Raw genomic sequence first — 14,050 nt, 5'->3', positions numbered from 1 at the left:
ATCGCGCCTTCCATGACTTCCGTGACTGGGTCCAGTACTTGCGATAGTAGAACCCGTTTCAATTGTTGGGGACCCCGATGTGGCCCCCGACACGGTGGCGCGGGGGCGGCTGCGGCAGCATGGGGTCCGGCCGGCCGACGGCGGCCCGGCGGTGTACCGACCCGGCCCGCGTGGTCCGACCCAGGAGATCCCGACATGAGCACCATCGACCCCGCCGTGCGGGCCGCGTTCGAGGCCGCCACCGGATTCATGCCGGCCGACGAGGGCGACGCGCTGTACGCCGCGGCGGTCCTGGCGGCCCGGGTCGGCCCGCTGGTCGAACTGGGCACGTACTGCGGGCGGTCGACGATCCTGCTCGCCGCGGTCGCGCGCGACGCGGGCACGGTGGTGGTCACGCTCGACCACCACCGCGGCTCCGAGGAGCAACAGCCCGGGTGGGAGTACCACGACCCGAATCTGGTCGACGCCGAACTGGGCGTGATGGACACGCTGCCGACGTTCCGCCGCACGCTGTATCGCAGCGGGCTCGAACCGTACGTGGTGGCCCTGGTCGGACACAGCCGCACGATCGCCCCGCTGTGGAACACCCCGGTGGGCCTGGTGTTCATCGACGGCGGGCACACCGACGAGCACGCGCAGGGCGACTACGAGGGCTGGGCGCCGCACGTCGCGGTCGGCGGACTGCTGCTGATCCACGACGTGTTCCCGAACCCGGCCGACGGCGGCCAGGCACCGTACCGGGTCTACCGACGCGCACTCGCCTCCGGCGCGTTCGAGGAACTCCCGGGCCGAGGCTCGCTCCGGGTGCTGCGCCGCGTGGCGGCCGGAATCTGACCGGAGCGACGCGCGGGCGGTCACGGGAAGCGAGCCGGGGGCAACAGGGGTGCTCCGGAGCTGACCCGTGCGTCCTCCGCCCCGTCGTTCGGCGTCAAGATCGAATCGAGCCTGATTCGATTCCCGAAAGCAATCCGATCCGGTCCCGCGCGGGTCGCGTTTGCTGGGACAATGCCCATCCGGAAGGACGCGGGGGGATGGTCATGTCCGATCAGCATCAGCACGACGACGGGCCCGGCGAACCCGCGGCGGAGGGCGAGCGGTTCGAGACGGTCTGGGACCGGACGGCCAACGGCGGCGTGGGCGGCTGGGTGCGCCGCCGGATCACCGCGGAACCGACCGCCGTGAACCCGGGCGCGCCTCCGCGTCCGCATCACGAGCCCACCGCCCACCTGCCGGCCGCCACGCCGCCGGCACGGCCCGCCACGCCGCCGCCCACACCACCCTCACCGCTCGCACCACCCGTGTCGCCCGACGAGCAGGACACCGTCGACAACCCGGCGGCGGCCCGCGGCATGCCCGCCGGCCCGCCGCCCCCGGGGTGGCCGGTTTCCGCCCCGCCCCCGGTGTCCACCCCGCCCCGGGTGTCCGCCCAGCCGCCCGCCGTCCCCCCGCCGCCGGTGCCCGCGCCGCCTGCGCCCATGCCCCCGAACCCGTCGGCGCCGACCGCGGACTGGTACCGCCAGGACCCCGGGCACACCCCCGTCCACGGCATCCCGGGCGACCGGCCCGACCACGGCGTGCCGCCGGCCCGCGACGTCCCCGCCGCCCCGGACTGGTACCGCGGCGCCACCCCGCCGGCCCCCGGCCCGATCTCGCCCACCCCGCCCGGCCCCTCGTTCGAGCGCACGCTCGTACTCATCGTGGCCGCCGTCGTCCTGATCGCCGCCGTCGGCACCCTGGTCGCCCTGAAGCCGTGGGCGGAGGACGACAAGAAACCGGCCGCCCACGGCTCACCGAGCGTGGAATCCACCGCCGGCTCGCCCTCCCCCTCCGGCAACGCGGCGGGCGCCCAACCCCCCGGCGTCCCGTCGACCCCGCCGCCGACCCAACAGACCACGACCACGATCACCACCCCGCCGCCCGCGAGCCCCACACCGGACGGCCGCACGCAGGCCGCCGCGTTGGACACCCTCCTCTCCCGCAGCGGTTCGTCCCGGCAGTCGGTGATCGACGCGGTGAACAACATCGGCTCCTGCTCGTCACTGGCCGCGTCCCGCTCCGCGCTGCTCGACGCCGCCGCGCAACGCGACCAGCTGGTCACCCAGTTGGACACGATGCTCTTCGACGCCGCCCCCGAACTCCAGGCCGCCGCACCGACGTTGCGCACCGCGTGGACCGCCTCCGCACGCGCCGACCGATCGTTCGCCGCGTGGGCGCAGTCCGCGGCCGACTCGGGCTGTCCGGGCACCCGGGCGCTCTACGACGAGGGAGCCGCGATCAGTTCCGAGGCGTCCACCGCGAAGAAGTCGTTCGTGACGACCTGGAACGCCGTCGCCTCGCGCTACGGCCTCACGTCCAGGAGTGAACTTGACCTCTGACCGCCGCGACGATCGCGGCCGTCCCGACGACCCGGCTCCCCGCTACCGCCATCACCCGCCCGCCGCCGACCCGTTCGGCCACGCGCCCGCGCAGGAGGCCCGGATCGAGACGGCGCACGACCGCCTGCGCCGCCGTCGACGGATCACCCTGACCGTGGCCGCCCTGGCGCTGGCCGCCGCCGGCGCCGGCACCATCGCGGTGGCCTGGCCGAGCGGGCACGACGCGGCGCGCACCGAGGCCGCCCACACGCGGTCGGCGACCGCGGCCAGCGACCCGCCGAGTACGCCCCACGCCGCACCGGCCGACGGCGCGCCCGCCCCGAACGCGACCACCTCGACCGGCGAACCACCGCCCGCCGCCGCGGCGGAGACCCCCGCGACCGCCGTCGTCCCGCCCCCGCCCCGCGCCGGCGGCGGCGGACTCCCGCTGTCAGGGCGGGTGGTGATGCTCGACCCGGGCCACAATCCGGGCAACGGCGGCCATTCCCGCGAGATCAACAAGCAGGTGTACGCAGGCGGGCTGACCAAGGAGTGCGACACCACCGGCACCGAGACCGACCAGGGCTACACCGAGGCCGAGTTCACCCTCGACGTGGCACACCGCGCGAAGCGCCTGCTGGAGGCCCAGGGCGCCACCGTGGTGTACACGTGGGAGAGCGAGGCGTGGGGGCCGTGCGTCGACGAACGCGCGGCGCGGGGCAACACGGCCAAGGCGGACGCGGTGGTGTCCATCCACGCCGACGGCGGTCCGGCCGGCGGGCGCGGCTTCCACGTCATCCTGCCCGCCTCGATCAAGGACAAGAACGTGGACACCACGCCGATCCTGGCGCCCTCGCGCACCCTCGGCGGCCTGCTCGCCAAGGCGTTCCGGGCGGCCACCGGCACCTCGCCCGCCACCTACCTGGGCACCGACGACGGGCTGGTCACCCGTACCGATCTCGGCGGGCTGAACCTGTCCACCCGACCCAAGGTGTTCATCGAATGCGGCAACATGCGCAACGCGTCGGACGCCGCGCAGTTCACCGACCCGAGCTGGCGCGAGCGCGCCGCGTCCGGGATCGCGACCGGGATCACGGCCTATCTGTTGAAGGGGACGTGAGCCACGAGTCCCCCGTCCCCTAGGGTCGTTGCGATCGTCCCGACGCACGTGCGCGGCGGTGACGCTCCCGGGTTCGCGACGTCCACGCGTGCCGGGCACCGCCGGACGGTTCCCGGTCGGGACACGGACCACCGCGAGCCGCACGATCGGGCCCGGCGCGAGCCGCCCACGCACCGCACGTCGTTCGGCGCACCCCGCGCCGTCGGCGTCACGTCCCCCTCCGTATCGCCAAAGGAGCAACGTTGAACCGGAAAGGGATCACGAGGGGCGATGCGATCGTCATTCTCGCGATCGTCCTGATCTTCATCTTCTCGTTCTTCAAATACTACGAAGTCAGCGCCACCTCCCACGGCAGCAGCAACATCAGCGACGACGGGGACCTGCTCGGCGGCGGCCGCAGCGAGTCCAAGAGTTGGAACGCCTGGACGGTCGACTTCTACCCGCTGATGCCGGCCGTCGTCCTGGTGCCGCTGCTGGCCGTGCTGCTCATGGTCATCGGCCGGTTCACCGCGCAGCCGGACAAGCCGGCCCTGGGTCTGGCCCCGCGCCAGTGGGCGATCGCGTTCGGCGTCTCCGGCGCGATCAGCGGTTTCTTCGCCCCGTTCGGGGCGGGCGGCATGATCGGCGACCTCGTCGAGGGCTCGGCCCCGTCCCGCTTCACGGTCGATTCCGGACCCACCGTCTTCGCCTGGCTGATGATGGTGGCCGGACTGGTCGCGGCGCTGTTCCTGATCATCGGCGACCGCATCCCCAGCCTGGCGTCACCGCTGTTCAGCCCGGTCCCGCAGCAGCCGTGGGGCTACCCGCCGAACGCCACCGGCGGCTATCCGGCCCCGCTGGACCCGAACACCGGCCTGCCGATGGCGATCGACCCGAACACGGGCTACCCGCTGCCGAACGCCACCGGCGGCTATCCCGCGCCGCCCGGCTACCCGGCGACGGGGGTGGGCACCGCCGCCGCGCCGATGGCCGGTGTCCCCGCGCACATGCCGCCGCCGACCCCCTCCGGGTCGACCGCCGCCGTTCCCGAGGCCGCGCCCGGCACCACCGCGCCGGGCGCACCCGCCGCTCCGGGCGCCGCCGCACCGGGCGCCGTCGAGTCCGGCACCGGCGCACAGCCGGCCGCCGCCGAGACCGGCCCGCAGCCGCCGGAGTTCGCCCAGTTCTGGTTCGCCGTGCCCGAGGCCCGACCGCTGGCCCCCACCGAGGGCCTGTCCAAGGAGCCGGTGGCCACGCTGCGGACCGGCCAGTGGTACCTCGCCGTCGCCCCCCACCCGGGCGGCGTCCTGGTCGAGGCCGACGGCGTCCGCGGGGTCCTGAGCGACGTCTCCGGAATCCAACGCGGAGAATGACGGTATGTCAGGCCGCGGTGCCGGTGCGGGCGACCGTACCGGCACCGGGCCGCGGCGCGACGGCTGCGGTCCGTCGCGACACGCGCATGTCCACGCAGTACGAAAGCCCCGTCAGGGAGGAGCACGATGCCACGCAAAGGCGTCACCCGAGGTGATCTGATCGTCGCGGTGGCGGCGATCGGAGTTCTGGTCTTCTCGTTTCTCCCCTGGTACACGGTGACCGCCAAGGGCAGAGATCTGACCGAGGGCACCACCCACTACTCGGCGTGGATCGGCGACTTCACACCGCTCGCGCCCGCCGTCGTGCTGCTGTCCTCGATCTCGCTGGTGCTGCTGCTGATCGGCCGGTACACCTTCCGTCCCGGCTCGCCGCCGACCGAGATCCAGTTCGCCGGGGTCGCCCTGCGGCAGTGGGGCGTCGTGCTCGGCGTGGCGTCGGCGTGGAGCGCGGTGTGGGCCGTGCTGGGCGCGGACGGCGGCTACGACAAGCTGGCCCGCACCGCGCAGCGGATCGCCCGCGCGGGCGGCGACTCGCAGGCGACCGTGGACGCCGCGCACGGCTATGGCGCGTGGGGGCTGGCCGGGTTCGCCGTGTTGCAGGCCGTATTGCTGCTCACCGTGGACCGGATCGGCGGGCTGAACGTGCCGCTGGTGCGCCCGCGCGAGGCCGGCTGGCCCGGCTACCCCGGCGGCGGCTTCCCCGGCGCGCCCGGCGGCTATCCGCCCGGTCCGCCCGGAACCGGCGGCTTCCCGGTGCCGCCTCCGGTCGCGCCGCCCGTGTACGGCCCGTCGGGCAACACTCCCCCGCCGCAGACCCCGCCGATGCAGCCCCCGGCGATGCAGCCGCCCGCGGTGCAACCTCCGGTGCTGCTGCTCAAGTCGGACGATTCGGCGGCGAATCCGTCGATCGGCGCCGACCGGGTGCCGGCCGCCACGGGCGGGGACGCCCGGGACTCGGCGGCGGATTCCGGCGATCCGGGCACGTTCGAACAGTACTGGCTGGCCGTGCCCGAACCGCGCACGCTGCGGCCGCTCGACGTCTCCGGCGACGCTCCGGCCACGCTGCACCCCGGGGTCTGGTACCTCGCGGTGGGCGTGCGCGACGGCGGCATCGTCATCGATATCGACGGCGTTCAGGGCGTGTTGACCGACCTGACGGGTATTCAGCGCGGCGAATAGACATCCGCGGAAAATGCCCCCATACGGTGTGTCGTATGGGGTCGGGGTACAGATCGTTCCCCCGTCTGGCACAGTGTCCCCGGACCAATGCACCGAGGACGCGCGGGGGCGATGTCGGTGGCACGACTTGGGTCGCCCCCGTACGCTGTCGGCGCCCATCCCCCTCGGGAGGAGTATTCAGTGGACGTCAGAAAGCTCTCGCGTGGCGACGCGGTCATCGGGGTCGCCGCCGTGCTCATCTTCATTTTCTCGTTCTTCGACTACATCGGTGTCAAGGGCGAGGTTCCCCGGGGCTTCGACGGCTCTTGGAGCGCCTGGTCGGGCACCATGGCACCGGTCATCTTCGCGTGCGTGCTGACCCCGATCATCGCGGGTGCGCTGTTCATCCTCGGCGGGCTGCTTCCGCAGCTGCGGGACAAGCAGATCCTCGGCCTGACCGCTCGTCAGTGGGCCCTGCCGCTCGCGGTGGTCTCGCCGATCAACGCCCTGTGGTCGATCGGCCGCGCCTCCGACGGCCTGGAGATGAAGGCCGGCGGCATCCTCATCGTGTTGCTGGTCCTCGTGCTCAGCGGCGCCCTGATCGCCACCAGCGTGGTGCCGGCCCTCCAGGCGCCGCTGCTCGGCGCGGGCGGTCCGGGCGCGGGCGCGGGTCAGCCCGGCCAGTACGGCGCCCCGCAGGGTCAGCAGCAGTTCGGCGGCGCGCCCTACGGCGGCCCGCAGGGCCCCCAGGGTCAGCAGCCGTACGGCGGCGCCCCGCAGCAGGGCGGCTTCGGCGGCCCGGCGCCGCAGGGTCCCCAGGGACCGCAGGGCGGCTTCGGCGCCCCGGGCCCGCAGGGCCCCGGCGGTGGGCAGCAGCCCGCCCCGGGCGGTGCGCCGTTCCAGCCCTTCTGGTTCTCGGTGCCGGACTCGCGCCCGATGCTGGACGAGCACACCAACCAGGAGAAGGGCGTGCTGAACACGGGCGTCTGGTACCTGGCGGTGGCCGAGCACCCGAACGGCCTGCTCGTCGAGGTCGACAACGTGCGCGGCGTGCTCCAGAACACGATGGGCATCCAGCGCTCGTGACACCGGTGCTCCCGAGGAACCGGTAATACCGAGACCCCGCGAACAGATACAGGCAGGGGCGTCGTCCACTTCGGACGGCGCCCTTTCGCCTGTCCGGGGGCGGCTAGGCCCTGTCCGGGTCGCCCGGGGGAGGCGGCCTCCCCGAAAAGTAAAACGTGTTCTAGTCTGCGGAGGCGATTCACCGCGCCGCGGCACGCCACGCCGCGCGATTCCGTACGACTTCGGGCAAACGTGGGCAAACATGGAGGTACCGCCATGAGGCTGGGTCTGACGTTCGGATACTGGGGCCGAGGCCCGTCCGCCGACTTCGTCGAGACGGCGCGCGAGGCCGAACGCCTCGGCTTCGACTCGGTCTGGACCGCCGAGTCGTGGGGCTCGGACGTGTTCACCCCGCTGACCTGGATCGCGGCCAACACCTCGCGGATCGCCCTGGGTACCGCCGTCACCCAGATGACCGCCCGCACCCCCACCGCGACCGCGATGCACGCGTTGACCCTGGACCACCTGTCCGGCGGGCGGATGATCCTCGGCCTCGGGCTCTCCGGGCCGCAGGTGGTCGAGGGCTGGTACGGGCGGCCGTTCCCCAAGAGCCCGCTGACCTTCACCCGCGAATACGTGGACGTGATCCGCCAGGTGCTGCGCCGCGAGGGGCCGGTGGTGGCCGAGGGCCGCTACGCGCAGCACCCGTATGCGGGCGAGGACGGCAGCGGGCTCGGCAAGCCGCTCAAGTCGATCACCCACCCGCTGCGCGCGGACCTGCCGATCTTCCTCGGCGCCGAGGGGCCGAAGAACGTACATCTGACGACACGAATCGCGGACGGTTGGCTGCCGCTGCACTGGGCGCCGACCCGTCCCGAGGTGTACGCGGATGCGCTGCGGGACAAGCCGGCGGGCTTTCGGATCGCGCCGATGGTGCAGGTGGCACTCGGCGACGACGTCGAGCGGGCGATGTTCCCGATCAAGGCGGCGATGGGCTTCTACGTCGGCGGGATGGGCGCGAAGAACAAGAACTTCCACGCGGACCTGATGCGCCGGTTCGGCTATGCCGAGGAGGCGGACCGGATCCAGGAGTTGTTCGCGGCCGGCAGGCGCGACGAGGCGATCGCCGCGGTACCGAGCGCCTTCGTCGACGAGATCGCGCTCGTCGGCCCGGCGGACCGGATCCGCGAACGTTTCGCCGCGTGGGCCGCCGACCCGCACGTCACCGACATGATCGTCACCACGCGGGACCCGGAGGCCCTGCGCCTGCTGGCCGACCTCGCGTCCTGACCCGAGGCCGCGCGGGCCGGGCGGCGTCCCCGGTCTAGGTCACCGTCGACATGCACAGTTCCTGTCCCCGGGAGGGCAGCGGATAGTAGACCGGGGACCGGGCCGGGCAGGTGGGGCCGGCGGACGAGGGCATCGGATGGATCTCGTCGATGCGCAACCGGCCCTGGCCGTCGCGTTGGAAGGCGCCCTGGCACGGTACGAGCGCGGCCAGGAAGGCCCACTGGCGCCCGTCGCGCACCTCCGCCGGCACACACTCGCCGGGTCGGAAGATCCGCTCCAGGCACAGCGCGGGCTGCCCGGGCGCGATCGGCCACCGGCTGCGCCCGTCGGTGCTCATGCAGTCCGCCGTGCCGCCGGCGGCCGAGGTGCGGGCCAGCACCCGCTGCCGCGCCGCCGGATCCTCACAGGGCAGCGTGCGCGGCCCGGCGGGCCGCCAGGTCGGCGAGCCGTCGCCGGCGAAGTCCACGCAGGCGCCGACCTGTACCGAGGCCACGAACGCCGCGACCGGATCGCCGGAGGCGCCGGCGGTCGGCACCCCGGCGGGGTCCATCGCTCCGCGCTCCCGGTCCTCGCGGCCCCGCTCGTAGGCGACCCCGGCCAGCACCCCGCCCACGAGCGCGATCACCACGAGCGCGGCCACCAGTACCCAACTGGCCCCGCCACCCTCGTGCACCTCGGCCGGCTCGGGCAGGTCGTAGGGGTCCTGCCGATCGTCGCTGTCGTCGATGCGCGGCACCATCGCCTGGACGATCTTGGCGAGTTGCATCGTCTCGGTGGTCTCGGGGGCGCCGGTGCCGTCGGGTGCGGGTGCGGGTTGGGGTGCGGGATCGGGATCGGGATCGGGATCGGCCGGCTTCGCCGGGGTCGATGCGGCGGCCTTCGGGTCCGATCCGGCCTCGTCCGATCGTCGCGGTTCCGCCGGGTCCGGGATCGACCCGGCATCGGCCACGGCCGAGTCGACGGGCTCGTCCGGCTCGTCCTTGTCGACCGGCTTGGCCGGTCCGAGGCGGTCCGCGAGGGGCACGGTCGGCGGGTCGCCGACCAGGCGACCGCGGCGATGGTATGCGTCGATCAACTCCAGGGCGGCGCCCGGGAGCCACGAGGCAGCCCCGTAGGCCCCCTCCCGAGCCGTCACCGCCCCGGCCGCCCCGTCCAGCAGCTCCCGCGCCGTGGGCCGGGCCTTGGGATCACGCACCAGGCAGGACCGGATCAGGTCGGCGACCTCGGCCGGTACATCGGCCAGTTCGGGCTCACCGGTCGCCACGCTCCGCCGAATCGCCGCCTCCCCCACACCGGAGTGCGGAGGATGTCCGGTCGCCGCGAAACACAGCAGCCCGCCGAGCGCGTAGATGTCGGAGGCCGGCACCGGCTCCTCCCCTCGCGCCTGCTCGGGCGCGAGGTAGCCGGGCGCGGCGAGCGGAGCATCCGGGCCCGCGCCGGTGATCCCGAATCCGGTCACCCTCGGCCCGTCGGAGGCCACCACGATCTGCGCGGGCCGCAGGTCACCGTGGACCAGCGACGCCTGATGGATCGTCACCAGCCCCTCGGCGATCCCGGCCGCGAGCCAGCGCACCGCGTCGGGCGTCAGCGGCCCACACGAGATCACCAGGTCGGCGAGCGAAGGCGCCGGCACGTACACCGAGGCCACCCACGGATTGCGGGCCGCCCCGCCGCTGCCGATCACCTCGATCACACCGGGCCCGCGCACCTTCTGCGCGCGCTTGATCCCCTGCTGCTCGCCGTACAACATCCGCACGGCCATCGGCCGCCCGGCACCGGTCCGCGCCAGATACACCCAGCCGGGACTACCGACCCCCAGCAGCCCCACCACCGTGTAGGGCCCTATTCGATCCCCAGGCTCCAACCCAGCCGCCATACCCACCTCGCCACCCAAACAACCCAATCCCCCTGCCCAAACCCTATTGCCGTCCCCCACCCCCCAAGACCACGGCCACACGCAGACGAACGGCGAACCGGCATCGAGCCCGCAATCGCGGCGGGCGGGGGCGGGCCGAGCAGGGCGGGGCGCCGGACTCGCGAGGTGAGCGAGGCGGGAGGCCGGGGTCGGGGCGGTGCGCCGAAGTCGCAGGGTGAGCGGGGCAAGGCGCCGGAGTCGCAAGGCAAGCCGGGCGGGACGCCCTCCCGCCCGCCCCTCAGCCCCTCACGCAGATATCCGACCCGCACCGCACCTGTGCCGGGTCCAAGCCCACCGGCAGGCCGTCGCCCTCGTAGGCCGTGGGGGTGCCGCCGAAGACCGCCGTCGTTGCCGGTTCGCCGCCGAGTGCCGCCGTGGCCAGGATCATCGCGCCCGCCGTCCAGGCCGTGCGTTCCACCGGCCAGATCGCGTCGTCCTCGAAGACGTAGCCGGTCCAGTACAGGCCGTCCTCGTGGCGCAGCCGCTGGATCCACGAGACGATCTCCACCGCCCGGTCGCTCTCGCCCAACGCCCACAGCGCGATGGCCAGTTCACAACTCTCCGCGCCGGTCACCCACGGCCGGTCCGAGACGCACCGCACGCCCAGGTCCGGTACCACGAAGGTGTCCCACCCGTCCTTGATCCGCTCGTCCGCGGCCGGCCCGCGCAGCGCGGTGCCCAGGATCGGGTAGTACCAGTCCATCGAGTAGCGGCTCTTGTCCAGGAACCGCTCCGGGTGCGAGAGCACCGCGTGGCCCAGTCGACCCGCCGCCAACTCCCAGTCGGGCTGCGGCTCGCCGAGGTGTTCCGCGATGGCCAGCGCGCAGCGCAGCGCCTGGTACATGCTCGCCGACCCGGTGAGCAGCGCGTCCGGCACCGGCACGCCGTGTTCGTCCCGCTTCCAGCGGATCTCGCCGCCGGGGGCCTGGAGTTCGAGGATGAAGCCCATCGCCGCGCGCAGCTTCGGCCACATCCGGACCAGGAACTCCTCGTCCCCGGTCAGCAGATGGTGGTGCCACAGGCCGACCGCGAGGTAGGCGGTGAAGTTGGCCTCCTTGTTGCGGTCGGTCACCTCGCCGTCCACGTACGCCGCGTACCACGAGCCGTCGGGCTCCTGGCGGCTCGCCAGCCAGCGATAGGCCCGCTCGGCCTCGTCGTGCCGGCCGGCCACGTCGAGCGCCATCGCGGCCTCGGTGTGGTCCCACGGGTCGAGGTGTCCGCCGACGAACCACGGGATCGACCCGTCGGGCCGCTGTACCGCGGCGATGCCGTCGATCGTCGCGGCGACCTGATCGACGGTCAGCACGCCTTCCAGCGCCAGCAGTTCGAGCGCCGGCTCGGATCCGGGCCGGGCGAGGCTCATGCGCCCGCCCCGTCGAGCGTCCCGTCGGGACCGGCGGCCCGTGCGGCCCCCGCGACCCCGGCTCCGGTGTCCGTCTCCCCCGTCGGCCGCGGCTTGGTCGCGTAGACCACCAGGCTCTTCCCGATCAGCGGATCCAGCGCCTTCTCCGCGAGCCGCGTGGCCAGCGGGCGCTTCATGATGTCCCAGACCAGGAGCTTGTGCCACGCCCGGACCGGCAGCGCCTTGTCGTTGTCCACGCCGACAGCGCACTTGATCCACCAGTACGGCGAGTGCAGCGCGTGCGTGTGGTGCGTCCCGTACGGCCGCAGTCCCGACTCTCGGATCCGGGCCGCGAACTCGTCGCCCTTGTAGATCCGGATGTGCCCGCCCTCGACCTCGTGATACGCGTCGGACAGCGCCCAGCAGATCTTCTCCGGCCCGTAGCGCGGCACCGTCATCGCGGCCAGCCCGCCCGGCTTGAGCACCCGGAACAGCTCGCCCAGCACGCCCTTGTCGTCCGGGATGTGCTCCAGCACCTCGGAGATGATCACCCGGTCGAAGCTCGCGTCCGGGAAGGGCAGCGCCAGCGCGTCACCGACCATCGCCTCGGCGCGCGCCCCGGCCGGGACCTCGCCGGCCGCCCGCATCGAGGCGAACATCGCGTCGACCTCGGCGATGTCCTTCGCGTTCTGATCCAGCGCGACCACGTCGGCGCCGCGCCGGTATGCCTCGAAGGCGTGCCGGCCACCGCCACAACCCATGTCCAGGACCCGATCCCCGGGGGCCAGCGGAAAGCGGGAGAAATCCACGGTGAGCAAGTCGGCGACTCCGTCTCGTAGTGCGCGAACCGGTTGCGGGGGCGCCCGGCGAGGATGGGCTGGGGTCAGCTGTTTCGGGATCCGACGGCGGGCTTCGCGGACGACACCCGCCCGAACGGCGACCGGCCGAGCAGCACGTCGCTCGCTCTCTCGGTCAACCCGCGTCGCCCCGCACCGGCCGTGCTCGGCACGGTCGGGCCGGCCGCGAGCGCGGCCCGATACCGCTCCACGGTACGCACCGCCGTATTGCGCCAGGTGAACCGTTCGAGCACCCGGGCGCGGCCCGCCTCGGCCAGCCGGGCCCGCAGTTCGGGGTCGTCGAGCAGTCGGCCCAGGGCCGCGCGCAGTGCCTCCGGGTCGCCCGGCGGCACCGCCAGGCAGGTCACCCCGTCCGGCCCGGCGACCTCCGGGATCGCCCCGCCCGTACTCGCCACCAGCGCCGTGCCGCACGCCATCGCCTCGGCGGCGGGCAGCGAGAAGCCCTCGTAGAGCGACGGCACGCAGGCGATCTCGGCGCTGCGGATCAGGTCGACCAGCTCGTCGTCGGTGAGTTCGGACACGAAGCGGATCGCCGAGCCCAGCCCCAGCCGCTCGATCGCGCGCAACACGGGACCGTCGCCCTTGGGCCGACCGACCACCACGAGTTCGACCCGGTCGTGCTCGACGCGCAGCTTGGCCAGCGCCTCGACCAGGTGGATCAGGCCCTTGAGCGGCACATCCGCGCTCGCCGTGGTCACGATCCGTCCGGGCACCTTGGCCACCGAGGGATCCGGCGCGAACCGGTCGGTGTCGGCGCCCACCGGCACCACGGTGACCCGACTGGGCGAGACGCCCAGGTGGTCGACGATCTCGGCCTTGGACGAGCCGGATACGGTGACCACCTCGGTCAGCCGCGCGGAGACCCGCTTCTGCATGGTGGTGAACCCGTACCAGCGGTGCAGCGTGGCCTTGCGCCGCAACGTCGTGGCCTCGCCGATCTCCAGCGCGCGGTCCACGGTGATCGGGTGGTGGATCGTGGTGACCAGCGGGAACCCGAGCCGGGGCAGCGCGAGTTGCCCGTAGCCCAGCGTCTGGTTGTCGTGCACGACGTCGAACTCGCCGCGCCGGGCCGCGAGGTGGCGCCACGCACGCAGCGAGAAGGTCAGCGGCTCGGGAAAGCCCGCGGTCAGCATGCCGCCGACCTCGAGCACGTCGATCCAGTCGCGATATTCACGCAGCTTGGGCATCCGGAACGGATCCGGTTCGCGATACAGGTCCAGGCTGGGCAGCGTGGTCAGCTTCACGCCCTCGTCCACGACCGCGTACGGCGGGCCGGAGATCACCTCGACCTCGTGTCCGAGCCTGGTGAGTTCGCGGGAGAGGTGGCGGACGTAAACTCCCTGTCCGCCGCAGTACGGGTCGCCCCGATACGCCAGCAGGGCGATTCGCAGGGGTCGCTCCGGGGAGGTCCGCGCCGGGCCCACCTGGGCGTTCACAGCGGATGCGGTCTCCCGTGTCACGAATGGCCCCCTATCGCTGCCCTCGTCGGAGCATAGTAGTCGCGTAATCTAGAACAGGTTTCAGTATGTGCCCGTCGGAGAGCAGCCAAGATACCGCCGGGTACCCACTGCGACGTGCACCGCGTGACCCGTAACAC

At 73.3% G+C, this 14,050-nt stretch carries 11 protein-coding genes; 7 read left to right on the top strand and 4 right to left on the bottom strand.

The window, feature by feature from the left end; all coding sequences use genetic code 11:
• Nucleotides 1–195 precede the first annotated feature (195 nt).
• From ACH4XV_RS10490 to ACH4XV_RS10460, 7 genes are all read left to right on the top strand, one after another.
• Nucleotides 196–834 carry a class I SAM-dependent methyltransferase gene (locus ACH4XV_RS10490; protein ID WP_395788316.1) on the top strand — a complete coding sequence of 213 codons (639 nt, stop codon included), beginning with the start codon at nt 196–198 and terminating at the stop codon, nt 832–834.
• Between the two features lie 203 nt (nt 835–1,037).
• On the top strand, nt 1,038–2,375 hold the full coding sequence (locus ACH4XV_RS10485) for a hypothetical protein (protein WP_395788314.1): 1,338 nt from the start codon (nt 1,038–1,040) through the stop codon (nt 2,373–2,375).
• A gap of 103 nt (nt 2,376–2,478) precedes the next feature.
• A complete protein-coding gene (locus ACH4XV_RS10480; RefSeq protein ID WP_395788680.1) occupies nt 2,479–3,474 on the top strand; it encodes an N-acetylmuramoyl-L-alanine amidase in 996 nt (331 codons plus the stop codon).
• Between the two features lie 242 nt (nt 3,475–3,716).
• Nucleotides 3,717–4,826, top strand: a complete 1,110-nt coding sequence (locus ACH4XV_RS10475; RefSeq protein WP_395788312.1) for a hypothetical protein — start codon at nt 3,717–3,719, stop codon at nt 4,824–4,826.
• 126 nt (nt 4,827–4,952) lie between these two features.
• Nucleotides 4,953–6,005, top strand: a complete 1,053-nt coding sequence (locus tag ACH4XV_RS10470; RefSeq protein ID WP_395788310.1) for a hypothetical protein — start codon at nt 4,953–4,955, stop codon at nt 6,003–6,005.
• A 180-nt stretch (nt 6,006–6,185) separates the two neighbouring features.
• Nucleotides 6,186–7,070 carry a hypothetical protein gene (locus ACH4XV_RS10465; protein ID WP_395788308.1) on the top strand — a complete coding sequence of 295 codons (885 nt, stop codon included), beginning with the start codon at nt 6,186–6,188 and terminating at the stop codon, nt 7,068–7,070.
• A 255-nt stretch (nt 7,071–7,325) separates the two neighbouring features.
• Entirely contained in the window at nt 7,326–8,339 is a 1,014-nt protein-coding gene (locus ACH4XV_RS10460; protein ID WP_395788306.1) for an LLM class F420-dependent oxidoreductase, read from the top strand.
• Nucleotides 8,340–8,373: 34 nt separating this feature from the next.
• Here the strand turns inward: ACH4XV_RS10460 and ACH4XV_RS10455 are convergent, their stop codons facing one another.
• From ACH4XV_RS10455 to ACH4XV_RS10440, 4 genes are all read right to left on the bottom strand, one after another.
• On the bottom strand, nt 8,374–10,215 hold the full coding sequence (locus tag ACH4XV_RS10455) for a serine/threonine-protein kinase (RefSeq protein ID WP_395788304.1): 1,842 nt from the start codon (nt 10,213–10,215) through the stop codon (nt 8,374–8,376).
• A gap of 277 nt (nt 10,216–10,492) precedes the next feature.
• Nucleotides 10,493–11,617 carry a prenyltransferase gene (locus ACH4XV_RS10450; protein WP_395788302.1) on the bottom strand — a complete coding sequence of 375 codons (1,125 nt, stop codon included), beginning with the start codon at nt 11,615–11,617 and terminating at the stop codon, nt 10,493–10,495.
• Nucleotides 11,614–12,414 carry a class I SAM-dependent methyltransferase gene (locus ACH4XV_RS10445; RefSeq protein ID WP_395788300.1) on the bottom strand — a complete coding sequence of 267 codons (801 nt, stop codon included), beginning with the start codon at nt 12,412–12,414 and terminating at the stop codon, nt 11,614–11,616. Before ACH4XV_RS10445 ends, ACH4XV_RS10450 begins: the two co-directional genes overlap by 4 nt.
• A gap of 65 nt (nt 12,415–12,479) precedes the next feature.
• Nucleotides 12,480–13,913: a glycosyltransferase family 4 protein gene (locus tag ACH4XV_RS10440; protein ID WP_395788298.1), complete on the bottom strand. Its 1,434-nt coding sequence runs from the start codon at nt 13,911–13,913 to the stop codon at nt 12,480–12,482.
• Nucleotides 13,914–14,050 lie beyond the last annotated feature (137 nt).

Origin of the sequence: Embleya sp. NPDC020630, assembly GCF_044334985.1 — a bacterium.
Classification (GTDB): domain Bacteria; phylum Actinomycetota; class Actinomycetes; order Streptomycetales; family Streptomycetaceae; genus Embleya.
Note: the sequence above shows the minus strand (reverse complement) of the source record. Positions and strands in the feature narration are given on the sequence as shown.

What these genes read in the sequence shown, in the direction of transcription:
- ACH4XV_RS10490 (WP_395788316.1), top strand. Translation starts at nt 196, where the DNA reads ATGAGCACCATCGACCCCGCCGTGCGGGCCGCGTTCGAGGCCGCCACC.
- ACH4XV_RS10485 (WP_395788314.1), top strand. Translation starts at nt 1,038, where the DNA reads ATGTCCGATCAGCATCAGCACGACGACGGGCCCGGCGAACCCGCGGCG.
- ACH4XV_RS10470 (WP_395788310.1), top strand. Translation starts at nt 4,953, where the DNA reads ATGCCACGCAAAGGCGTCACCCGAGGTGATCTGATCGTCGCGGTGGCG.
- ACH4XV_RS10460 (WP_395788306.1), top strand. Translation starts at nt 7,326, where the DNA reads ATGAGGCTGGGTCTGACGTTCGGATACTGGGGCCGAGGCCCGTCCGCC.
- ACH4XV_RS10455 (WP_395788304.1), bottom strand. Translation starts at nt 10,215, where the DNA reads ATGGCGGCTGGGTTGGAGCCTGGGGATCGAATAGGGCCCTACACGGTG.
- ACH4XV_RS10450 (WP_395788302.1), bottom strand. Translation starts at nt 11,617, where the DNA reads ATGAGCCTCGCCCGGCCCGGATCCGAGCCGGCGCTCGAACTGCTGGCG.